The 21,742-nt window shown below is 33.3% G+C and carries 19 protein-coding genes and 1 tRNA gene; 15 read left to right on the forward strand and 5 right to left on the reverse strand.

Going from position 1 to position 21,742, the window contains the following annotated elements; translation table 11 throughout:
• Positions 1-34: 34 nt before the first annotated feature.
• A tRNA-Asn gene (locus FUA22_RS10700) sits at positions 35-108 on the reverse strand.
• 75 nt (positions 109-183) lie between these two features.
• Positions 184-1,530, reverse strand: a complete 1,347-nt coding sequence (gene rseP, locus FUA22_RS10705) for an RIP metalloprotease RseP (RefSeq protein ID WP_147768152.1) — start codon at positions 1,528-1,530, stop codon at positions 184-186.
• 163 nt (positions 1,531-1,693) lie between these two features.
• Here rseP and FUA22_RS10710 point away from each other — a divergent pair, with 163 nt between their 5' ends.
• The 11 genes from FUA22_RS10710 to FUA22_RS10765 all read left to right on the forward strand — a co-directional run bounded on the left by FUA22_RS10710 (position 1,694) and on the right by FUA22_RS10765 (position 12,245).
• Entirely contained in the window at positions 1,694-2,368 is a 675-nt protein-coding gene (locus tag FUA22_RS10710) for an SCO family protein (protein WP_147768154.1), read from the forward strand.
• 413 nt (positions 2,369-2,781) lie between these two features.
• Complete coding sequence (locus tag FUA22_RS10715; protein ID WP_147768156.1) at positions 2,782-3,018, forward strand: FeoA family protein; 237 nt, start codon at positions 2,782-2,784, stop codon at positions 3,016-3,018.
• The gene (gene feoB / locus FUA22_RS10720) at positions 3,011-5,110 is read left to right on the forward strand and encodes a ferrous iron transport protein B (RefSeq protein ID WP_147768158.1); all 2,100 of its coding nucleotides are present in this window, start codon (positions 3,011-3,013) and stop codon (positions 5,108-5,110) included. Before FUA22_RS10715 ends, feoB begins: the two co-directional genes overlap by 8 nt.
• 351 nt (positions 5,111-5,461) lie before the next feature.
• Entirely contained in the window at positions 5,462-6,343 is an 882-nt protein-coding gene (locus tag FUA22_RS10730; RefSeq protein ID WP_147768162.1) for a 3-keto-disaccharide hydrolase, read from the forward strand.
• Between the two features lie 136 nt (positions 6,344-6,479).
• Entirely contained in the window at positions 6,480-7,139 is a 660-nt protein-coding gene (locus FUA22_RS10735) for a metal-dependent transcriptional regulator (protein WP_147768164.1), read from the forward strand.
• Positions 7,126-7,932, forward strand: coding sequence for a transporter (locus FUA22_RS10740; RefSeq protein ID WP_147768166.1), 807 nt, complete (start codon positions 7,126-7,128; stop codon positions 7,930-7,932). The genes FUA22_RS10735 and FUA22_RS10740 overlap by 14 nt, the downstream gene beginning before the upstream one ends.
• A gap of 9 nt (positions 7,933-7,941) precedes the next feature.
• The gene (locus tag FUA22_RS10745; protein WP_147768168.1) at positions 7,942-8,847 is read left to right on the forward strand and encodes a metal ABC transporter solute-binding protein, Zn/Mn family; all 906 of its coding nucleotides are present in this window, start codon (positions 7,942-7,944) and stop codon (positions 8,845-8,847) included.
• On the forward strand, positions 8,847-9,584 hold the full coding sequence (locus tag FUA22_RS10750; RefSeq protein ID WP_147768170.1) for a metal ABC transporter ATP-binding protein: 738 nt from the start codon (positions 8,847-8,849) through the stop codon (positions 9,582-9,584). The genes FUA22_RS10745 and FUA22_RS10750 overlap by 1 nt, the downstream gene beginning before the upstream one ends.
• Before the next feature lie 4 nt (positions 9,585-9,588).
• Positions 9,589-10,713, forward strand: a complete 1,125-nt coding sequence (locus FUA22_RS10755) for a metal ABC transporter permease (RefSeq protein ID WP_147768172.1) — start codon at positions 9,589-9,591, stop codon at positions 10,711-10,713.
• The gene (locus tag FUA22_RS10760; protein ID WP_147768174.1) at positions 10,706-11,866 is read left to right on the forward strand and encodes a metal ABC transporter permease; all 1,161 of its coding nucleotides are present in this window, start codon (positions 10,706-10,708) and stop codon (positions 11,864-11,866) included. Before FUA22_RS10755 ends, FUA22_RS10760 begins: the two co-directional genes overlap by 8 nt.
• 19 nt (positions 11,867-11,885) lie before the next feature.
• Entirely contained in the window at positions 11,886-12,245 is a 360-nt protein-coding gene (locus tag FUA22_RS10765; RefSeq protein ID WP_147768176.1) for a YraN family protein, read from the forward strand.
• On the opposite strand, the gene FUA22_RS10770 is transcribed toward FUA22_RS10765, so the two are convergent.
• Complete coding sequence (locus FUA22_RS10770; protein ID WP_147768179.1) at positions 12,242-13,579, reverse strand: TlpA family protein disulfide reductase; 1,338 nt, start codon at positions 13,577-13,579, stop codon at positions 12,242-12,244. The two genes, FUA22_RS10765 and FUA22_RS10770, sit on opposite strands and share 4 nt — an antisense overlap.
• 20 nt (positions 13,580-13,599) lie before the next feature.
• Positions 13,600-16,917 carry a transcription-repair coupling factor gene (gene mfd / locus FUA22_RS10775; RefSeq protein ID WP_394344029.1) on the reverse strand — a complete coding sequence of 1,106 codons (3,318 nt, stop codon included), beginning with the start codon at positions 16,915-16,917 and terminating at the stop codon, positions 13,600-13,602.
• 265 nt (positions 16,918-17,182) lie between these two features.
• Here mfd and FUA22_RS10780 point away from each other — a divergent pair, with 265 nt between their 5' ends.
• Both FUA22_RS10780 and FUA22_RS10785 read left to right on the forward strand, forming a co-directional pair.
• Positions 17,183-17,614: a TerB family tellurite resistance protein gene (locus FUA22_RS10780; RefSeq protein ID WP_147768183.1), complete on the forward strand. Its 432-nt coding sequence runs from the start codon at positions 17,183-17,185 to the stop codon at positions 17,612-17,614.
• A 595-nt stretch (positions 17,615-18,209) separates the two neighbouring features.
• Entirely contained in the window at positions 18,210-18,791 is a 582-nt protein-coding gene (locus FUA22_RS10785) for a tetratricopeptide repeat protein (protein ID WP_147768185.1), read from the forward strand.
• A 72-nt stretch (positions 18,792-18,863) separates the two neighbouring features.
• On the opposite strand, the gene FUA22_RS10790 is transcribed toward FUA22_RS10785, so the two are convergent.
• Entirely contained in the window at positions 18,864-19,709 is an 846-nt protein-coding gene (locus FUA22_RS10790) for a hypothetical protein (RefSeq protein ID WP_147768187.1), read from the reverse strand.
• Between the two features lie 194 nt (positions 19,710-19,903).
• Between FUA22_RS10790 and FUA22_RS10795 the strand changes: the two genes are divergently transcribed.
• A complete protein-coding gene (locus FUA22_RS10795) occupies positions 19,904-20,851 on the forward strand; it encodes an oxidoreductase family protein (RefSeq protein ID WP_147768189.1) in 948 nt (315 codons plus the stop codon).
• A 2-nt stretch (positions 20,852-20,853) separates the two neighbouring features.
• The gene (locus tag FUA22_RS10800) at positions 20,854-21,675 is read left to right on the forward strand and encodes a 3'(2'),5'-bisphosphate nucleotidase CysQ family protein (protein WP_147768191.1); all 822 of its coding nucleotides are present in this window, start codon (positions 20,854-20,856) and stop codon (positions 21,673-21,675) included.
• Positions 21,676-21,742 lie beyond the last annotated feature (67 nt).

The following is a 21,742-nucleotide window of genomic DNA, read 5'->3' on the forward strand; positions in this document are numbered from 1 at the left end:
GTTCAACAGAAATGTTGAACTTTTTTCAATTTTGCTCCTCAGGTTGGGCTCGAACCAACGACCCTCTGATTAACAGTCAGATGCTCTAACCAACTGAGCTACTGAGGAAGATTGTTTTCCGCTTTTGCGAGCGCAAATATATATATAATTTTTAATTACTACAATGTAATTTTTAAAAAATTTTTAATCAAAAATAGCCTTGTAAATATCGTTTCCGTTGGCAAATAAAACTAGGGCTATTAAAATAAAGAAACCTACCATTTGTGCATACTCCATAAACTTGTCTCCTGGCTTTCTTCCGGACACCATTTCATATAATAAAAACATCACGTGACCACCGTCTAATGCTGGTATTGGTAACAAATTTAAAACCGCTAGCATAATAGATAAAAACGCTGTAATACTCCAAAATGCCTGCCAACTCCATACATTAGGAAAAATATCAAAAATGGCCTTAAATCCGCCAACACCTTTATAAGCACCCGTACTAGGTGTGAAAATAGCTCCTAATTGCTCCCAATAGGATACTAATCTATCTTTAGATTTTTTAAGACCAACTGGAAAAGATTCAAAGAAACCATATTCTTTGGTATCATATTGATAATACCCTAAAGCCTCTAAAGTTTTAGAAGTTGAACTTGCAGCATATACCAAACCAAGTTTAGCTTCTTCATTAATAGTTAAAGGAATATCTATTTCTGATTTATCTCTTACAACCTTTGCACTAACTTCTTGTCCTTTAAACTTCTCCAATGCTAACTTTACCTCATCGGCGTATTTAGTTTTATAGTCATTTAAAGCAACTACAATATCTCCCTTTCTTAACCCGCTATTCTTGTTAAACGACGTGTCTGGAACTTCAACTACTATAAAAGGTTCTCTTAAATTAATAAATCTTTTCTCTTTTGAATCTATTAACTGTGATAAAAAATCTTCAGGTAAAGTAACTGTAGACTGACTTCCATTTCTTTCAATGGTTATGTTCTTACCAAAAAGTACCTTCTCAGAAATTTCAGAAAAATTCTCAATTTCATACCCGTCAACTTCAAGAATTTTATCTCCTGTTAATAGACCCGCTTTATTGGCTACTGTACTCTCTATTAAAAGCCCATCCTTAATATTATCATTAGGCAAAAATTGGTCTCCATAGAAATAACTCATTCCTATATATATAAGAATGGCCAAAACAAAGTTAACCGTAACCCCACCAAGCATAATAATTAAACGCTGCCATGCAGGTTTAGATCTAAATTCCCACGGCTGGGGTTCTTGAGCCATTTGCTCAGTATCCATACTTTCATCTATCATCCCAGATATCTTCACATAACCACCTAAAGGCAACCATCCAATACCATATACTGTATCGCCAATTTTCTTTTTAAATAGCGAGAACTTTACATCAAAAAATAAATAGAACTTCTCTACTCTAGTTTTAAATGCTTTGGCCGGAACAAAATGCCCTAGCTCATGCAAAACAATTAGTAGCGAAAGACTCAGCAAAAACTGAGATATTTTAATAACAAACTCCATAAGTCTTCAATCAAAAATTTTGATAATCGCACAAAAGTAAGCTTTTAAACCAATTATAAAAAGATAATTAAGCTACGGCATAGGTTTTAACAAGAATTTAAACTTTAATAGTGTTTTTAATCAACTAAGTTTCACGTATTTTTGTGCTCTAATTTCTGTTTAAATGTTATCATTCTTCAAAGAATACAGAAGGTTTGCCATTGTATTTGCTGTTATTTCGGTTATCATTATTGCCATAATTTACAATACTCTTAATGTTTACCAACCTCTTCCTATTTTTCAACCAAATATGATTAGTACAGAATTGGTTGATAGCACCATTCAATACAAAAAGAAATACCATAAAATAGCCGATTTTTCGCTTACAAATCAAAATGGGAAAACGGTCACCCAAAAAGATTATGAAAACAAAATTTATGTGGCCGATTTCTTTTTTACCACTTGTAGAACCATTTGCCCGATTATGACTAAAAATATGGCAGATGTTCAAAAAGAAATTATGAATGACGATGACATCATGTTATTATCACATTCAGTTACTCCAGAAATTGATACGGTGGCCCAATTAAAACGCTATGCCATAGAAAAAGGCGTAAATGATGGAAAATGGAATTTAGTTACTGGTGATAAAAAACAAATTTACAGATTAGCCAGACAAAGTTATTTGGCTGTAAAAGACCAGGGAGATGGCGGGCCGTTTGATATGGTGCATACCGAAAACTTTATGCTTATTGATAAGAAACGACAAATAAGAGGTTTTTACGATGGCACGAATAAAGAAGATATTGACCGATTACTTAATGATATTACTATATTAAAAGAAGAATATATACCTTAAGTAAAGACGAAAAAAAAGGCTCTTTTTAAAAAGAGCCTTTTTTTAGAATTGATTATAGGTTTTACTTATTTGTAACGTCTTCTTGAATTCCAAACTATAGAGCTTGCGTTGCTAAAAGTTTTTGTCAATGTTCCTACTTTAGTTTCTACAACTACTTTTCGATTACTTGTTTTCATAATTTCTTAATTTATACTGCAAATTTAAGGCGCTTATAGACTTCAAAAAACAATCATATTGGCAGATTTATATGCTATATTAACACCTAAAAGCAAAAATACACTCAATTAACTCCAATATACTATCAATTATCAATTAAATGCGAGAAAAACTGGAACCGAAAACTCCTTTTAATAAACTTTTTACTTCTAATCTTTTATACTACTTTTGCTTCTTTAAAATCAATCTAAATAAGCTTGCAAGTTACTTTAGCACATCTTAAACGCGGTGAAAAAGGTATAATTACCGATGTTTCATCTAATGAAATTCCTTTAAAACTATTAGAAATGGGTTGTTTACCGGGTAATGCCGTAGAACTAGTTCAAGTAGCTCCTTTTGCAGACCCTATGTATCTTAATATTAATGGCTCTCACTTAGCTATTAGAAAGGAAACCGCCATTCATATTTTAATTGAAAAAATAGCTAATGAGTAAGCAAATCAATGTAGCTTTAATTGGAAATCCAAATACCGGGAAAACCTCTGTGTTTAATGCACTTACAGGATTAAACCAGAAGGTTGGTAATTATCCTGGTATTACGGTTGAAAAGAAACAAGGGGTTTGTAAACTACCTAGAGGAGTTAAGGCCCATATTATTGATTTACCTGGTACCTATAGTTTAAATGCCTCTTCTCTTGATGAGAATGTGGTTATTGAGTTGCTTTTAAATAAAAACGATAAAGATTTCCCAGACATTGCAGTAGTTGTAACTGATGTTGAGAATTTAAAGCGAAACCTTTTACTCTTTACTCAAATTAAAGACTTAGAAATACCAACGGTTCTTGTTATAAATATGGCAGATAGAATGTCCCGTAAAGGTATTTCTTTAGATTTAGATTATTTAGAAGAACAACTGCATACAAAAATTGCACTTGTAAGTACAAGAAAAGGAGATGGTATCGATAGGTTAAAAGAGCTGATAACACATCACAAAGATATTTCGGTTAAACCTTGTATAAATGCTTTACAAATAGATAAAGAATACTTTAGCAGTTTAAGTAAGGCTTTTCCAAATCAACTCTTATATAAACTATGGTTGGTAATTACTCAAGATGTGAATTTTGGAAAAACCGACAGAAAAGAAATTGAAGCTGTTGCCAATTTTAAAACCAAAAGTAAAAGTGATTTAAAAAGGTTACAGCAAAAGGAAACTATTAAAAGGTATCAGTTTATAAACAACATCCTTAAAAAAGGCCAAACTATAGACCTTTCTCAGGCTAAAGACTTACGTATTAAATTAGATAGAATTCTAACTCATAAGGTATGGGGGTACTTAATTTTCGCGGTTATTCTGCTTACTATATTTCAGGCCATATACGATTGGGCCGAAGTACCAATGGATTTCATTGATGGAGTTTTTGCATCTTTAAGTGAAATTTCAAAGAGGGCGCTTCCAAGTGGCGCATTTACAGATTTATTGGCAGAAGGCATTATCCCTGGTTTAGGTGGTATTGTAATTTTCATTCCGCAGATTGCATTCCTGTTTTTATTTATTGCTGTTCTTGAAGAAAGTGGTTATATGAGTCGTGTGGTATTTCTAATGGATAGAATCATGCGCAGATTTGGTCTAAGCGGGAAAAGCGTAGTACCCTTAATTTCTGGTACAGCCTGTGCTATTCCTGCTATTATGGCTACACGTAATATTGAAAGCTGGAAAGAACGTCTTATCACTATTTTAGTAACACCTTTTACAACTTGTTCTGCAAGACTTCCTGTTTATCTAATAATTATATCGCTTGTTATTCCAGAAGGCAGGTTTCTAGGCTTAAGCTATCAAGCACTAACACTTATGTTATTATATCTTATTGGCTTTGGAACCGCTGTTTTATCAGCCTTTATTCTAAATAAGATTTTAAAAATAAGAAGCAAAACCTTTTTTGTAGTAGAAATGCCGAACTACAAATTACCCATGTTTAAAAATGTGGCGCTTACAGTTGTAGAAAAGACTAAGTCATTCATTTTTGGTGCTGGTAAAATTATTCTCGCCATTTCAATTGTACTTTGGTTCTTAGCATCATACGGTCCAGGAGAAGAATTTAATAATGCTGATGAAATTATTAAAACAGAATATGCTTCTCAAAATCTAAGTGAAGACGATTTACAAAATAAAATTGCATCACATAAACTTGAGCATTCCTTTATTGGTATTACAGGAAGAACCATTGAACCAGTAATTCGTCCATTAGGATATGATTGGAAAATAGGAATAGCCATTGTTAGTTCTTTTGCGGCTAGAGAAGTTTTTGTAGGCACACTAGCTACCATATATAGTGTTGGTAGTGATGACGAAGACACCATTAAAAATAGAATGGCAGCCGAAATTAACCCTGTGCTTGGTGGTCCATTATTTACCTTTGCATCTGGTATTTCGCTGTTACTTTTCTATGCTTTCGCTATGCAATGCATGAGTACTTTGGCCATTGTAAAACGTGAAACTAATAGTTGGAAATGGCCTACTTTGCAATTAATAATCATGACCGCTTTTGCTTATGCGGTAGCACTAATTGCATTTCAATTTTTAAAATAAGGTATTAGTTAATTCGACCAATAGGAATATGAATAATATTGTTCAAAATATTCTAGTTTTTTCTGCTGTTGCTTTGGCTCTTGTATTTTTGGTTAAAAAATTCCTCATTAAAAAACCAAAGTCAAAAAAGGCTTGTGGTAACGATGATAACTGTGGTTGTCATTAGTCGTATTTAGTTTTCATTTTGGCGTTCCCACATCGTGGTCAGGCTTTCACTACTCGCTCCTCCTTTTGTCGGGAGCTCAAACATACCGTTCAATCCTTAACGCAATGCAAGAACTCTACTTTAATCCAATCAAATAACTGCAGGTTTTCGTACATTTAGCATTCTCTAAAAATCTAAACACTATTATGTTTCCTAAACAATTATTTTCTATTTGTATTCTATTAATATGTTTTAGCCTTAACGCACAAGTAAAGGGTAAATCAATTGAACTATTCGATAAAGATTTAAGCAACTTTGAAATTTGGCAAGGGGTTCCTCATTCATCAGTTAAAGATCTACCCGAAGGGACTTATCAGTCAGATAACGTGCATAACGGCACACCTGTTGGATTAAATAAAAATATCAAAAACGTGTTTTCAACTATTGCAGAAAATGGCGAATTAGTTTTAAAAATTTCGGGAGAAATTTATGGTGGATTAACAACAAAAGATACCTATGAAAATTATCACTTAAGTGTATTTTTCAAATGGGGTGATAAAAAATGGGAGCCAAGACTAGATGTTAAAAGAGATAGCGGTATTCTATACCATTGCTATGGTGCTCATGGTAGATTCTGGAATACCTGGAAAACCTGTCTAGAATATCAAGTACAAGAAAGTGATTTAGGTGATTTTATCCCACTAGGAGGTAATGCCGCTACTCCAAAAGTTGGCGGGCCTATTGTTGATATCCGTGGCGATTTTAAAGACGAAAAGAAATTTGATCCAGGTTCTGAAGTTTACTCAGAAGGTTCAGGATATATTCAAGCAGCATCAGAACATGATGCACCACATGGCGAATGGAATCATTTAGAAATCTATGTTATTGGTAACGATGCTGTACATGTTGTAAATGGAAACATCGTTATGGTTGTTGAAAATGCCAAAAACCCTGAAACGGGAAAACCATTAACAAGTGGGCAAATTCAAATTCAATCTGAAGCAGCAGAGTGTTATTATAAAAATCTGACATTAACACCTATTAAAAAATTTCCTAAAAAGATTAAAAAGAAGGTAAGGTTCAAGTAGGTCTAAATCTTATACCCAATACGAATATATTCCCTTGTTGCATTTAAACAAGGGAATTTTTTATTGCTGATTCTATTTTTTTAATTACATTTGAAAATATTTTTAAGCTTACTTAAATATTTATTAAAGCAAACAAATGTCAGTAGCAATAGAAAACTTTGTAAAAGCCATTTACAAAAACGGAATGCGTGATAATAATGACACCAAACCTGGTAACATTGCCAAAGAATTAAAAATCTCTAATGCCGCAGCCACTGATATGGCTAAAAAACTTGCTGCAAAAGATTTACTTGAGTATGAAAAGTACAAACCTCTTAAACTAACAGAGCAAGGAACTAAAGTAGCACTTTCAGTTATTAGGAAGCATCGCCTTTGGGAATCATTATTATTTAAAATGTTTGATATGTCTTTGCATGATATTCATCGAGAAGCTGAATTACTAGAGCATCAAACATCCGATTTGTTAGCTGATAAAATAAGTGAGTATTTGGGAAATCCCAAGTTCGATCCTCATGGTGACCCTATACCAAATGCTAAAGGTGAAATTACAACTGTAGATACTTCTATTTCATTGTCAAATGCCCAAGAAGGCAAAACCTATATCATTTCTCGATTGATGAGTGATGATAAAGAATTTTTCGATTTCTGTGCTCAAAACGGCTTGAAATATGGCAATACGCTGGTGGTTTCCAAACAATTCAGTAAAAATAAAATGACTCAAATTTTAATAAACAATAACACTATTTTACTAAACCAAGATTTTACATCTATTATTTACGTCAATGAAAACAATTAAAACACTAATATTTATCGGGTTTACAATTATATCTTTTTCACTTTTTTCTCAAGAAACAAATACCGATTTAGGGGCTATAGTTACCGACAGACCTGATGCTACAGAAGCCTCATCTACCGTTGGAAAAGGCATACTTCAATTTGAGACTGGAGGATTATATGAAACTTATGAAACCAACAACACCAAATTTGAAAATTACACCTATAACACCATGCTCATTCGTTACGGAATTCTAGATAATTTGGAATTTCGATTAGGTTGGAATTTCATTGAAGGGGTAACAAAAGTTGGTGGGAACAAACTTGATAATGTTATGAGTGGGTTATCACCATTACTATTAGGTGCCAAAATAGATATTGCTGAAGAAAACGGTTGCATGCCTGAAATTGCATTAATAGGACATGTATTCCCAGTTTTTAGCGCCTCAAAAGACTATCGTCCTGAATATACAGGCATTGATTTTAGACTTTCACTTTCGCACACCTTAAGCGAAAACTCCAGTTTGGGATATAACATTGGCGCTCAATGGGGAGATGATTCACTTGAAGCAGCTGCCATATATACAATAGCCTATGGCTATAGTTTTAATGATAAATTTGGAATGTATGTAGAACTATATGGTGATATGCCCGAAGATAGTTCAGCTAATCATTATTGGGATGCTGGTATGACCTATTTGGTAAATGATGATTTACAATTAGACACTTATTTTGGTACAAGTATTACTGATGGACAAGATTTGTTATTAGGCCTAGGATTTAGTTACAGAATTAAAAACACACAAAGCAAATAAATTTTTCAAATGAAAAAACATCTTATAATATTCTTATGTATTACTCTTCTTTTCAACTGTAAGAGTGAAAAAAAAGAAGATGGTAAATTAAATGTTGTTACCACAACTACTATGATTACCGATTTGGTGAAAAATATTGGAGGCAATCATATTAACTTACAAGGATTAATGGGGTCTGGTGTTGACCCGCACTTATATAAAGCTAGTGAAGGTGATGTTACCAAACTTGCAAATGCTGATGTTATATTTTACAACGGACTTCATTTAGAAGGTAAGTTAGTCGAGGTTTTTGAAAAAATGAAAAACAAGAAAACAGTTGCTGTTTCTGATGTTTTGGACAAAACCACTTTAATTGGTTCCGATTATTTTGCCTCAAATTATGACCCGCATATCTGGTTTAATATTGATTATTGGAAACAGGTTACAAACTATATTGTAAAAACACTTTCTGAAGAACTTCCTGAGCAAAAGGCAGTTTTTGAAACCAACGGTAAAAATTATTTAGGACAATTGTTAGCTTTACAAGAAAACGTAGAAACTACCATTAACACCTTACCTAAAAATCAACGAATTTTGGTGACAGCCCATGATGCTTTTAATTATTTTGGGAAATCCTTTGAATTTGAAGTAGTTGGTTTACAAGGATTATCAACTGCAACAGAAGCAGGAGTTCAAGATGTTCAAAACTTATCGGCTTTCATTATTGAAAAGAAAGTAAAAGCTATTTTTGTAGAGAGCTCGGTTCCAAAAAGAACTATTGAAGCACTTCAAGCTGCAGTAAGATCAAAAGATCATGAAGTTTCTATTGGAGGTACTATATATTCTGATGCCCTTGGTGATGCTGGGACTGTAGAAGGAACATACATAGGAATGTATGAATACAACGTAAATACTATTGTTAATGCACTAAAATAATGGCACAAAAGATAGCTGTAAAAGTAGACGATTTAACCGTAGCGTATAATTACAAGCCGGTACTGTGGGATATTGATTTAGAAATTCCAGAAGGTGTTCTTATGGCCATTGTTGGACCAAACGGCGCCGGAAAATCAACGCTTATAAAATCTATTTTAGGCATCTTAAAACCCATTGCTGGAAGTGTTAGTATTTACGACAAACCTTATGAAAAGCAACGACAATTAGTAGCATACGTTCCTCAAAAAGGGAGTGTTGACTGGGACTTCCCTACAACAGCTTTAGATGTAGTAATGATGGGAACTTACGGTAGTTTAGGCTGGATAAAACGCCCCAAACAAAAAGAAAAAAAGCAAGCATTGGAAGCCCTAGAAAAAGTGGGTATGTTGCCTTTTAAAAACAGACAAATAAGTCAGCTTTCAGGAGGGCAACAACAACGTATATTTTTGGCTAGAGCTCTGGTTCAAAACGCATCTATATATTTTATGGATGAACCCTTCCAAGGTGTTGATGCTACTACTGAAATTGCTATAATCAATATTTTAAAAGAACTCCGTAAAGCAGGAAAAACAGTGATTGTTGTTCATCATGATTTACAAACCGTTCCCGAATATTTTGATTGGGTAACATTTTTAAATGTAAAGAAAATTGCCACAGGTCCGGTTAAAGACATTTTTAATGACGATAACTTAACTAAGACTTACGGAATTAATTATAAAGTTAGTATTCAGGAATAACTCAATGGATTTTTTAGAGTACATACGACTTGTCTTTACAGACTACACCCTAAGAACCATCACTCTGGGAACAGCTATTTTAGGTGCTGTTACGGGTATGTTAGGAAGTTTCGCTGTACTCAGAAAACAAAGTTTATTAGGCGATGCTATTTCGCATGCGGCCTTACCTGGTATTGCAATTGCTTTCTTAATAACTGGAACTAAAGATAGTAATGTTTTACTCTTAGGGGCTCTAATTAGCGGGCTTATTGGAACATTTTGGATTAGAGGAATAATTACCAAAACACATTTAAAATCTGATACTGCTTTAGGATTGATTCTATCATTATTCTTCGGATTCGGCATGTTGCTTTTAACCTTTATTCAAAAACAACCTAATGCTAATCAGGCAGGATTAGATAAATACCTCTTTGGTCAAGCTGCTACTTTATTGGAAAGTGATGTTTGGATGATGGCTACTGTAACTGGCATATGTCTTATAATCTTATTACTATTCTGGAAAGAATTTAAAATGCTTTTATTTGATGCCGATTTCACTAAAACCCTTGGTTTCAATACTAAGGCTATTGACATCTTAATAACTAGTTTTATAGTGTTGGCCATTGTTTTAGGACTTCAAACAGTTGGTGTTGTTTTAATGAGTGCTATGTTATTAGCGCCTGCTGCTGCCGCAAGACAATGGACCAATAGTTTAGGCAAAATGGTGTTTTTAGCAGCTATTTTTGGAGCTCTTTCAGGGGTTTTTGGAACAGCGGTTAGTGCTACACAAAACAACCTGTCAACAGGTCCTGTAATTGTAATTATTGCTAGTGTTTTTGTACTGGTTTCATTTGTGTTTTCTCCAAGCAGAGGACTACTTTTTAAACAAATACGATTCATTAAAAATCGTCGTGATTTAAAACTTAATAAAACTCTAGCGTTTATGTATGGTATTGCTGAAACGCATGAAAACATATCACATCCACATACTGTCAAAATACTTAATAACTTCCAAGGATTTACAAAAGGTACGCTTCAAAAGTTAGTACATAAAAACTACGTTACTTTAGAAGGCAACATGTGGAGTTTAACAAAAAAAGGGTTTCAAGCTGCTTCAAATTTGTATAACCAACAGAATGATGATGAGTAGTGCGCAAATAGAAATACAACTCATTGCAAGTTTAGCTGCTATTGCTTGTGCTATTCCAGGAACATTTTTGGTTTTGCGCAAAATGGCTATGATTAGTGATGCCATTAGTCATTCTATTTTACCTGGAATTGTAATTGGCTTTTTTATTACCCATGACCTCAACTCGCCTTTACTTATTTTATTGGCAGCCGCAACAGGAATTATTACAGTAATTTTAGTAGAGTACATTCAAAAAACAGGATTGGTAAAAGAAGATACCGCCATTGGCTTAGTATTTCCAGCGTTGTTTAGTATTGGTGTTATCTTAATTGCCAAAAATGCCAATGATGTGCACTTAGATGTTGATGCCGTTTTATTAGGTGAATTGGCTTTTGCACCCTTTGATAGATTTATAATTTCTGATATCGATTTAGGCCCAAAATCTTTATGGGTTATTGGTAGTATTTTAATAGTTACCATTGGCTTACTCTTCGCATTCTTTAAGGAATTAAAAGTAAGCACCTTTGATGCTGGTTTAGCAGCATCATTAGGGTTTTCTCCAGCCATTATGCATTACGGATTAATGAGTATTGCATCGGTTACAACAGTAGGAGCATTTGATGCTGTTGGTGCTATTTTGGTAGTTGCACTTATGATTGCTCCAGCGGCTACTGCATACCTACTTACTAACAACTTAAAGCGCATGCTTCTTTACGCCATTGGCTTTGGTGTTTTTTGTGCCATATCTGGTTATTGGGTGGCGCATTGGTTAGATGCTTCCATTGCCGGTTCTATAACCACCATGCTAGGTATTATCTTTTTATTGGTTTATTTATTTGCTCCTAACAAAGGTATTATTGCGGTACTATACAGAGAAAAACAACAACGTACCGAAGTGTCGTTATTAACCTTTTTATTGCACTTAAAAAACCACAACGAGGAAGAAGAACGCCATGTAAACCATCTAAACGAACACATTAATTGGCAAAAAGTACGCAGCAAAACGGTATTAGAATTAGCGCTTAAGAACAATATGATAGTTGTTGATAACAATATAGTATCTCTAACCGAAAAGGGTAATGATTTCACCTCACAGGCCATTGATTATATCATTACCAATGAAGATGCTGAAATAGAACACATGAAAGACGACTTCTTTTTGTTTAGGGGGTAAGTTTTGAATATATTGGTATATGGTTCAGCACAACGAACTTGGTAAAAAAGGGGAGCAATTAGCGGTTGATTTTCTTATTAAAAAGAATTATAATATCGTTGAACGCAATTATCGCTTTGATAAAGCTGAAGTGGATATTATTGCTAAAAATGGAGACACTTTAGCTATTGTAGAAGTAAAAACACGTTCAAGTACTGACTTTGGGAATCCGCAAGATTTTGTAAAGCCAAAACAAATAAAAAATTTGGTAAAAGCAGTTGATGAATATGTTACTGTAAATGGTTTAGATGTGGAAGTTAGGTTTGATATTATCGCCATTGTTAAGGAAGAGAATAAATTCAATATTGAGCATTTAGAAAATGCCTTTTATCACTTTTAATCGTCTTCCAAAAACTTGTTTAAATCTTCAAAATCTTCAGGCTTACCGATAATTTTTTTGTCCTTATCTAAAATGAAATATGTTGGAGTAGCGGTAACGCTGTAATCATTACCAATTGGATTTTCCCACTTTCCTTCTCCATAAACATGAATAAATTCAGGGTAATTGGTTATAAGGTCTTTCCATGGATTTGGTTCTTCTTCTAAGGCAATTGCTATAACCTGAACTTTATCCTTACTTTTTCCTTTTAAATAAGTTTGAAGCAATGGAATTTCATCTAAGCAATGGGCACAGGTGCTATTCCAAAAAACGAGTACATAATGTTCCGCATCATTTAATTCACTTAACTTTTTAAGCTCGTTTTTTGCACCTTCACCAACTTCAAAAGAAAAGTCTGGAGCTATTTTACCAATCGATACATTTTCATACCTAATTAAAGCATTCAACAATTCCTGATCGTTCATAGCTACCGCAATATCCATTAAATATTCTTCAGAAATATAGTTGGCCACAGTCTCAAAATTTAAGTCTACCATTTGTTGCCATAGACTAACCCATAGAATGCGCTTAACACCATTTGGAGCTTCATTCATAGCTTTATTAACAACATCAATATTGGTTTTGTAATTAACTATTTCATCATCAGAATCTATAGTCATTCCAAACACATAGTTTAATACTCTTTCTTCTAAAAAGTTTGAACTTTGCAGGGTTTCATTGGTAAAATCTACATAATCAAAATAATGATCTTTTAAATTGTTTACATATGTTTTTACATCTTCAAACCCTTCAGGTGTATATGGTTTATTAGCTTTAATAAACTCCAAAACAATGTGGTCTTTTGCAGCTTCCTCATAATTCTTTTGAGTGTCTTTTTGAGTTTCAAATATTTTAGCCAATGCCAAAGTATCTGTACTTTGTTCACTAAAAAACTTACCAATACTATGGGTTACCATAGACATACTATTGGTATAAGAAGCCAATAATTTATTTTCTAAAGAAGTCAAAAATTTAGCACCAGTTTCTGAATTAAAAGTAAGCTCAACATCTTCTTTCCCATTGTAAATAATATCGAAATTGTAATCTTCTTGAGGAATGGCATATACCAATCTGTACATACCTTGAGTTACCGTAGAATCTAATTGAATTATGAAGCTTCCATCTTCTTTTACCTCGGCATTGGTAATGTATTCTGACACCGTGGGAGTCACTTTATACAACAAAGCTACATTATAATCTTCTGCCGGTGAAAAGGTTCCTTTTATTGTGTGTTGCGCAAAAATTACTGTTGGCAACAACATTGAAATTATAATATGTTTTAAAGCGCGTTTCATTTATTTAATTAAGACAATAATCAAGCCACAATGGGTTTTAATATCTTTAAGGCTTTATCCACCGAATTTACACCTTCAAAAGTAAGCAATAATCGCAAGCCTTTACGGGTTTGCTTCTCCTTCATTTTACAAACACTTGAGTTTGATTGCACATACTGAAGCACTTTTGTAAAAGACGAACTCTGATAAAAACTACTTTGTTGATCACTAATAAAATACCCTACAAATTTACCTTGTTTCATGATGATTTTTTCAAACCCTATTTTAGTAGCAAGCCACTTAATTTGGACACTGTTTAGCAAATCGGTCACTTGTTCTGGTAATTCACCAAATCTATCAATTAATTCCTTTTCAAAAACTGACAATTCTTCCTCAGTTTTTAAGGCATTTAATTGTGTATACAAACTCAATCTTTCTGCAATATTGTTTACATAACTATCTGGAAAAAGCAGTTCGAATTCTGTATCAATAGTAACTTCTTTCACATAAGTTTTATCCTCTTCAGATTCATTATACAGGTCTTTAAACTCATTCTCCTTGAGTTCTTCAATAGCCTCATTCAGTATTTTTTGGTAGGTATCAAATCCAATTTCGTTTATAAAACCACTTTGTTCGCCACCAAGTAAATCCCCAGCACCACGAATTTCTAAATCTTTCATGGCAATATTGAAACCACTACCTAATTCAGTAAACTGTTCTAGAGCTGAAATACGTTTACGAGCATCATCAGTCATAGCAGAATACTCTGGCGTTATAAAATAACAGAATGCTTTTTTATTGCTTCGTCCTACTCTTCCGCGCATTTGGTGCAAATCACTCAACCCAAAATTATTGGCATTATTGATAAAAATAGTGTTGGCGTTAGGAACATCTAATCCGCTTTCAACGATGGTTGTACTCACCAAAACATCAAAAGCACCTTCCATAAACTGCAACATAAGCTGTTCTAGTTTTTTACCTTCCATTTGTCCGTGGCCAATACCAATTTTGGCATCCGGCACCAAACGTTGAACCATACCCGCTACCTCTTTAATATTCTCAATTCGATTATGAATAAAAAATACTTGCCCGCCACGTTGAATTTCATAACTAACCGCATCACGAATAGTTTCTTCATTAAATCTAATAACGTGGCTTTCTATTGGATAACGGTTTGGTGGCGGCGTTGTAATAACCGACAAATCCCGGGCTGCCATTAAGCTAAATTGTAGCGTTCTTGGAATAGGTGTTGCCGTTAGCGTTAACACATCTACATTTTCCTTTATAGTCTTTAACTTCTCTTTTACGGCAACTCCAAATTTCTGTTCTTCGTCAACAATTAATAAGCCTAAATCTTTAAACTTTACATTTTTATTTACCAGCTGATGTGTGCCAATAATTATATCTACTTCTCCTTTTTCTAAGGCATCTAAGGTTACACGCTTTTCTTTAGCAGTTCTGAATCTGTTCAAATAATCTACCACCACAGGAAAATCTTGTAAACGTTTTCTAAAAGTTCTAGAATGTTGATAGGCCAAAATAGTTGTTGGTACCAAGACTGCTACCTGTTTACCATTATCTACCGCTTTAAAAGCTGCACGAATAGCAACTTCGGTTTTACCAAAACCAACATCGCCACAGACCAGACGATCCATAGGGCGTTCGCTTTCCATATCGGCCTTAATATCAGCCGTGGCAGTACTTTGGTCTGGAGTATCTTCATAAATAAAAGAAGCTTCCAGCTCATGTTGCATATAACTATCAGGATTGTATTGATAACCTGTTTCAGTTTTTCTCTTTGCGTAAAGTTTTATAAGATTGAAAGCAATATGCTTAACCCTAGCTTTTGTTTTTTGCTTTAAGGTTTTCCAAGCAGTACTTCCAAGTTTGTATATTTTTGGAGGCTTTCCATCTTTACCATTATACTTTGTGATTTTGTGAAGCGAATGAATGCTCAGATATAAAACATCTCGCTCTCCATAAATCAACTTAATGGCTTCCTGCTTTTTACCTTCAACATCAATTTTTTTAAGCCCTCCAAAACGACCAATACCATGATCTATATGAGTTACATAATCACCAACATCTAAATTAGTGAGTTCCTTTAAGGTTATGGCTTGCTTTTTAGCATACCCATTTTTAATGTGGAATTTATGATAACGCTCAAATATTTGATGGTCTGTGTAACAGACTAGCTTGTTATCATGATCTACAAAGCCCTGATGTAAAGATTGAACAATAGTTTTATAATGAACCTCTTGCTCTACATCTTCGAAAATATCATGAAACCTTTTAGCCTGCTGTTCACTAACACAAGCTATATAATTGGTAAATCCTTTATTGTGATTTGTATTTAAATCATCAATTAAAAGATTGAATTGTTTATTAAATGCTGGTTGGGGTGTGGTGTTAAATTGAATAATATCAGACTCTACGTTTTGCTCAGAATTACGAAAGACATTTTGTGTCCCAAACTCTAAAATAGTATAGTCTAATAATTGCTTTTTTAGCAATGTTGCATTGCAAAATAATTCGGCTGGCTCATCATGTTTAAGCTCTGTAGATAGATCTTTAAAAGCATCTTCTGCTTTTTCAAAAAAATCATCAATTCTTGAAAAAAGTAAATCCGCATTCTTTAAACAAACCACCGTTTTTTGGGCAATATATTTTAAAAAACTTTGACGACTTTCTTCTAAAAACTTGTTGGCAACATTAGGAATAATACTAATTTTCTTTATCTGCTCAATAGATAATTGCGACTCTACATCAAAGGTTCTTATACTATCTACCTCGTCACCAAAAAACTCAATTCTATAGGGCTCATCATGTGAAAATGAAAACACATCAACAATGCCACCACGTACTGAAAACTCACCTGGTTCTGTTACAAAATCAACACGTTTAAATTGGTATTCAAATAAAATTTCGTTTACAAAATCTATAGATAAATTATCATTAACTGCTACTTTTAAAGTATTTCGTTCTAACTCCCTACGGGTAACTACTTTTTCAAAAAGCGCATCAGGATAGGTTACAATTATTGCCGGTTTTTTCCTTGAGTTAATCCGGTTTAAAACCTCAGCTCTTAAAAGTACATTGGCATTGTCTGTCTCTTCTATTTGGTAAGGACGTCTGTAACTACCCGGGTAGAACAACACATCTTTATCATTAAGAAGTTGCTCTAAGTCATTTAAGTAATGAGCCGCTTCTTCTTTATCATTAAAAACTAATAAAAATGGTTTTTCTGCAGTTTTAAAAACGCATGAAATAACATAGGAAAACGAAGACCCTACTAAACCTTTTAAATGCGTTTTACTTTGAGATTGGGCAATAGCATTCTGCAGATTTTGCGTTTGCAAAGTCTGTTCATAGGTTTGCGAGAGATTTGAAATACTCACTTGATTGATTCCCTTTTAACGAATGCAAATATAATATATAGCTTGATTTAAAGAACAATGAATTTTGGTATTATTTTGCGTTAGGGATTGAGGCATTTGTTGGAGCTCCTCCTTGAGAGCGACTACCGAAAGCCCGACCCTTGTGGTAACGCCCAAAAAATTAAAATTTGGGTTTAAAATCTTAAAAATAATATGTACGTTTGCAGCAGCATAAAAACAATAATATATGTCGATTTCAGATTTATTTGATAGTGGATTTAAAAAGCGTAATGAAAGTCATTTTGCGTCAATAGTTAGAGTAGCGATGGCAGATGGCATAATTACAGATGATGAAAAAGCGTTTTTAATTAGGTTAGCTAATAATTTATCTATTTCAGAAGGTGAGTATAAAGCTATTTTAAAAGATTATAAGTCGCATCCTATAAATCCGCCAGTATCTTATGATAGACGATTAGAGCGTTTATATGATTTAGTACGTATGGTATATGTGGATGATATTCATGGTGAACCAGAAGATTCACTTCTGAAAAAGATTGCCGTTGGATTAGGCTTTCATGCAGTAAACGTGAAATACATAATTGATAAAGCTTCTACACTTGTTAGTCAGGGAGCAGATTTAGACAATTTTGTGGACCAAATAAAGAATATGAATAGATAGAAAGTATAAAAAACTATCATATTTAAAGCGTCCAACTTTTGTTGGACGTTTTTTTTTGAAAAAACATTAGTATTAAGTGAGTAAAGATTTTAAAAACTAAAATATAGGCCTTTGAAGTATAAGCAACTGGGAGACAAGCTTTTGCCAAAAACCTCAAGCATCTGCTAATAAGCGGACAGGGATTCTTTTATCTAAATTTATACATAACTACCTGATTATCTTTTGATTAAAACATAAAAAGTTTTGTTATTTAAAAAATAGTTCTAATCTTTGCATCGCAGTTTTAAACAAACTACTGCAACAAAAAAATAAGAAGTCATGTTACAACATAGTATACTCTTTAAAAGAGCGTATAGTGATCTTGAGTCACTCATGAGACTTCGGTGTTTTCTGTAGATTAACTTTCCAGAAAAAAATCCGAAGCAAGTAAACTGTTTCGGATTTTTTATTCCTAAAATTTTAGAATACAAGTCTGAATCGGTTTTAAGAGCCACTATTTAGTGTGCATTTAAAACAGGTCTGTAAAGACTATTACAAAACAAGGAATTGTTGCCCCTAGCATTGGGTAAAAACAAATGCCTGAAAATTTAAAACAATGGAAAATAATTTACATAACAACTATTTATTTAAAGCTTTAGATGCTTATCCATATGAGTTGGAAAAAGCTGCTGAAGCTCTAAACTATGCTTTATCTTATGAACCAGAAAATGTAAAAGCCTTATGCTTAATGGCCAAATTACAAAGTGAGCAATTAGGCAATTACGAAACTGCAAAAGCTTACTATGAAAAAGCTTTAACGGTGAAGACTGATTATCCTGATATCTACCCAGATTTCATAAGATTATTAGTAAATAATGATGATTTTGTTGAAGCACAAAAATTAATAGATTTTGCAATGACTATTAAAGGAATTGATAAAGCTAGTATTCAATTAAACCAAGGTTATTTACACGAAGTTTTAAGTGAATTTGAAAAAGCAGAAGACGCTTTAAAAGAAGCCAAAATGTTTGGGCTTAACAATGACTTTTACTATTACGTTGATGAAGTAATTAAGCGTGTAACCAAAAAACGTGAAATTAAAAACAACAAAAATAGAACCAAGGAAACTGTTGAAAAAAATGACATTGAAAACCCTAAAACCAATTGGTTTCAAAATAGATTGAACAATTTACTATAACACAATTAAAAGATATTTTCTCTGGAAAATAGTGGCTTTATAAATGCAAGGGTATTTATACCCTTGCATTTATTATTTCTTATAAAAAGGTGTTCGCTTTGCTAGATACTTCAATGTGATTTTATAAGCGTCCTGAGTATTCCAAAATGCCGTGTGATTTTGGCTAAAAATATTGTCTCCTCTATCATTATAAATATTCATCATCATAGATGTTGCATAGTTTTGAATAGCTGTTGAAGAACTACTTGTTGTCGTTTTTCTTTTCCCATCACTAAAAATATTTCCAATTAATTTCCCATGTTTATCTATATGCAATTTATCATTATTCTTTGTTGTCTTAGAAGTAGAATTACTAAAGACACTTTGAGTTGTTTTCTGAACAGAAACTGTTCCCTGAATAACATATTCTACTTCTAAAATATTCGCAATTTCCCCCATAGTATAACCTTGAATATTATTATTGTTTACTCCAGCCTTAATAAGCAATGCATTTGTAGTCTTAGGGTCTTGATATTTTAAACCACTATTGTGCTTGTTAAAAAACGAAAAGGTTTCGGCTTGAATCCTTTCTGAAATTGCCTTTGAACCGTTGCTTTCATCCTTTATATAAGCAAAAGGAAGCACTGCAACTTTGTTATGGTGGCTTTCCAAATTATTTTGACCACTGCTTTTGGCAGAAGGTAGTTTATTAAAAAACTCAATCCTGCCTGATCCGAATGTGATTTTAACAATATCAGCCTTTTTGACTTTATATTCTATAGTTTCGTTTTTATACACAAACTCAATAGCATCATCATCAATAGCTTTTACACTACCCTCCATTTCTTCTCCTGTCGTTTTTAAAATGATATCATAATTTTGAGCAAAAGAGGAAAAGGATATAAAAACAATAAACATAAAAACTAAAAAATGCTTCATAACTAAATTTTTAATGGTTGGTTGTCTATAAATATAATTATTTCTTCTGAATAAATAATATTACACAGAATGCAACAACCTGCAATTGTTTTTTAAACTGACTGTAACTAAACATCTTAAATGAAATCAAAACAACAGGCAAACCCTAAAAAAATAAAATTTAAAAAACCACAATTCCCTACCTTTGAAACCCTATGAACGATTATTTTAAATCTGTTATTCTACAAAAAACTGGAGCCTCATCTTTAAAGGAAAAAGAAGTCATTCAAGAATTATGGAGTGGTTATGGTAAAATTATACGTATTGCTCTAGAAAACTCGCCTATAGAAAGCGTTGTTGTTAAGTATGTACAGTTACCTATTAGCAATAATCACCCAAGAGGGTGGCATACTGATATTGGGCATCAAAGAAAACTAAAATCTTATGAAGTAGAAACCACATGGTACAACCAGTATAGCAAAAATAGTATGGCACGTTTGCCAAAATGTTTTACTATGGAGCGCCATCAAGATGAAGTGCTTATAGTACTTGAAGATTTAGACAAAGCAGGTTTCCCATTACGAAAACAAGATGTAGCATGGACAGATATAGAAACTTGTTTAGAATGGTTGGCACAATTTCATGCTAGTTATTTGGGAAAAATACCTAACGGACTTTGGAATGTTGGTACCTATTGGCACTTGGAAACTAGACCTCAAGAATTAGAGGTTTTAGAAGATAAAGCCTTGAAAAATGCCGCAGCTGCAATTGACAATAAACTCAACAACTGTAACTTTCAAACATTTGTTCATGGCGATGCTAAATTGGCAAACTTTTGTTTTTCTAAAACAGGGCAAGTGGCAGGTGTAGATTTTCAATATGTAGGAGGTGGATGTGGTATGAAAGATGTTGCTTATTTTATTGGTAGTTGCCTCTATGAAAGTGATTGCGAGCGCATGGAAACTAAAATACTAGACACTTACTTTAGCTATTTGCATAAAGCGCTTGGTGAAAAAAATGGAGCACTAGAAAATGAATGGCGTCCTTTATATCGTGTTGCATGGGCAGATTTTCATCGGTTTTTAAAAGGCTGGAGCCCCGGCCATTGGAAAATTAATAGTTATAGTGAACGCATAACTGCCAAAGTCATTGAAAATCTATAATAATGAACTTACAACATTTAGCAAATATTGCTATTGAAGCTGCCACTTCAGCTGGAAAAGTCATTCAGAAATATATGAATGATAACATAACTTTAGAGACAAAAGAAGGAGGTTCTTCCTATGCCTCTCAAGTAGTAACAAAAGTAGACCGTGAATGCGAAAGTATTATTTTGTCGCATTTAAAACCAACTTGTGAAGCACACGATATTGGTTTATTATCTGAGGAAACCACAGATGATGGTAGCCGACTTGAAAAAGACTTCTTTTGGTGTGTAGACCCAATGGATGGCACATTGGCATTTATTAATAAACATACTGGGTTTTCTGTATCTATTGCTTTAATCTCTAGAGATGGCACTCCGATTATTGGTGTTGTTTTTGACCCTAGCACAAACACCTTATACCATGCTGTAAAAGATAACGGTGCCTACAAAAACAAAAAAATATGGACCATTAAAAACACAAATGATTATTTAACCTATACCACTGATAAAAAACTAAAGGACACACCTAAATCTGATGAAATTAAAGATATTCTGAATAATCATTTAACTAATTTTGGCTTAAAAGGCATTAAAGAAATATCTGGATTAGGTGCGGTAATGTGTGCTATTTCAGCTTTAGAAAATAGGCCTGCATGCTTTTTAAAACTTCCAAAGAAAAGTAAAGGAGGAGGTAGCATTTGGGATTATGCTGCTACAGCCTGTATATACCAAGAATTGGGTTTACCCGTAACAAGCTTTAACGGCGAAACATTAGATTTAAATAATAAGGATAATACTTTTATGAACGAATACGGCGTTTCTTATTCAAACTTAAATTAAGGAGAATATATGCCACGCATAAAACACCACGCCGTATTTAATAATTTTATAGGTTTCTAAAACTAGC

The sequence above is a fragment of the Seonamhaeicola maritimus genome (genome assembly GCF_008056315.1).
Classification (GTDB): Bacteria; Bacteroidota; Bacteroidia; order Flavobacteriales; family Flavobacteriaceae; genus Seonamhaeicola; species Seonamhaeicola maritimus.

Bases quoted from the DNA above. Each gene is read 5' to 3' on its own strand.
- rseP (WP_147768152.1), bottom strand. From the start codon at position 1,530: ATGGAGTTTGTTATTAAAATATCTCAGTTTTTGCTGAGTCTTTCGCTA.
- FUA22_RS10710 (WP_147768154.1), top strand. From the start codon at position 1,694: ATGTTATCATTCTTCAAAGAATACAGAAGGTTTGCCATTGTATTTGCT.
- feoB (WP_147768158.1), top strand. From the start codon at position 3,011: ATGAGTAAGCAAATCAATGTAGCTTTAATTGGAAATCCAAATACCGGG.
- FUA22_RS10730 (WP_147768162.1), top strand. From the start codon at position 5,462: ATGTTTCCTAAACAATTATTTTCTATTTGTATTCTATTAATATGTTTT.
- FUA22_RS10735 (WP_147768164.1), top strand. From the start codon at position 6,480: ATGTCAGTAGCAATAGAAAACTTTGTAAAAGCCATTTACAAAAACGGA.
- FUA22_RS10740 (WP_147768166.1), top strand. From the start codon at position 7,126: ATGAAAACAATTAAAACACTAATATTTATCGGGTTTACAATTATATCT.
- FUA22_RS10745 (WP_147768168.1), top strand. From the start codon at position 7,942: ATGAAAAAACATCTTATAATATTCTTATGTATTACTCTTCTTTTCAAC.
- FUA22_RS10750 (WP_147768170.1), top strand. From the start codon at position 8,847: ATGGCACAAAAGATAGCTGTAAAAGTAGACGATTTAACCGTAGCGTAT.
- FUA22_RS10755 (WP_147768172.1), top strand. From the start codon at position 9,589: ATGGATTTTTTAGAGTACATACGACTTGTCTTTACAGACTACACCCTA.
- FUA22_RS10760 (WP_147768174.1), top strand. From the start codon at position 10,706: ATGAGTAGTGCGCAAATAGAAATACAACTCATTGCAAGTTTAGCTGCT.
- FUA22_RS10765 (WP_147768176.1), top strand. From the start codon at position 11,886: ATGGTTCAGCACAACGAACTTGGTAAAAAAGGGGAGCAATTAGCGGTT.
- FUA22_RS10770 (WP_147768179.1), bottom strand. From the start codon at position 13,579: ATGAAACGCGCTTTAAAACATATTATAATTTCAATGTTGTTGCCAACA.
- FUA22_RS10780 (WP_147768183.1), top strand. From the start codon at position 17,183: ATGTCGATTTCAGATTTATTTGATAGTGGATTTAAAAAGCGTAATGAA.
- FUA22_RS10785 (WP_147768185.1), top strand. From the start codon at position 18,210: ATGGAAAATAATTTACATAACAACTATTTATTTAAAGCTTTAGATGCT.
- FUA22_RS10790 (WP_147768187.1), bottom strand. From the start codon at position 19,709: ATGAAGCATTTTTTAGTTTTTATGTTTATTGTTTTTATATCCTTTTCC.
- FUA22_RS10795 (WP_147768189.1), top strand. From the start codon at position 19,904: ATGAACGATTATTTTAAATCTGTTATTCTACAAAAAACTGGAGCCTCA.
- FUA22_RS10800 (WP_147768191.1), top strand. From the start codon at position 20,854: ATGAACTTACAACATTTAGCAAATATTGCTATTGAAGCTGCCACTTCA.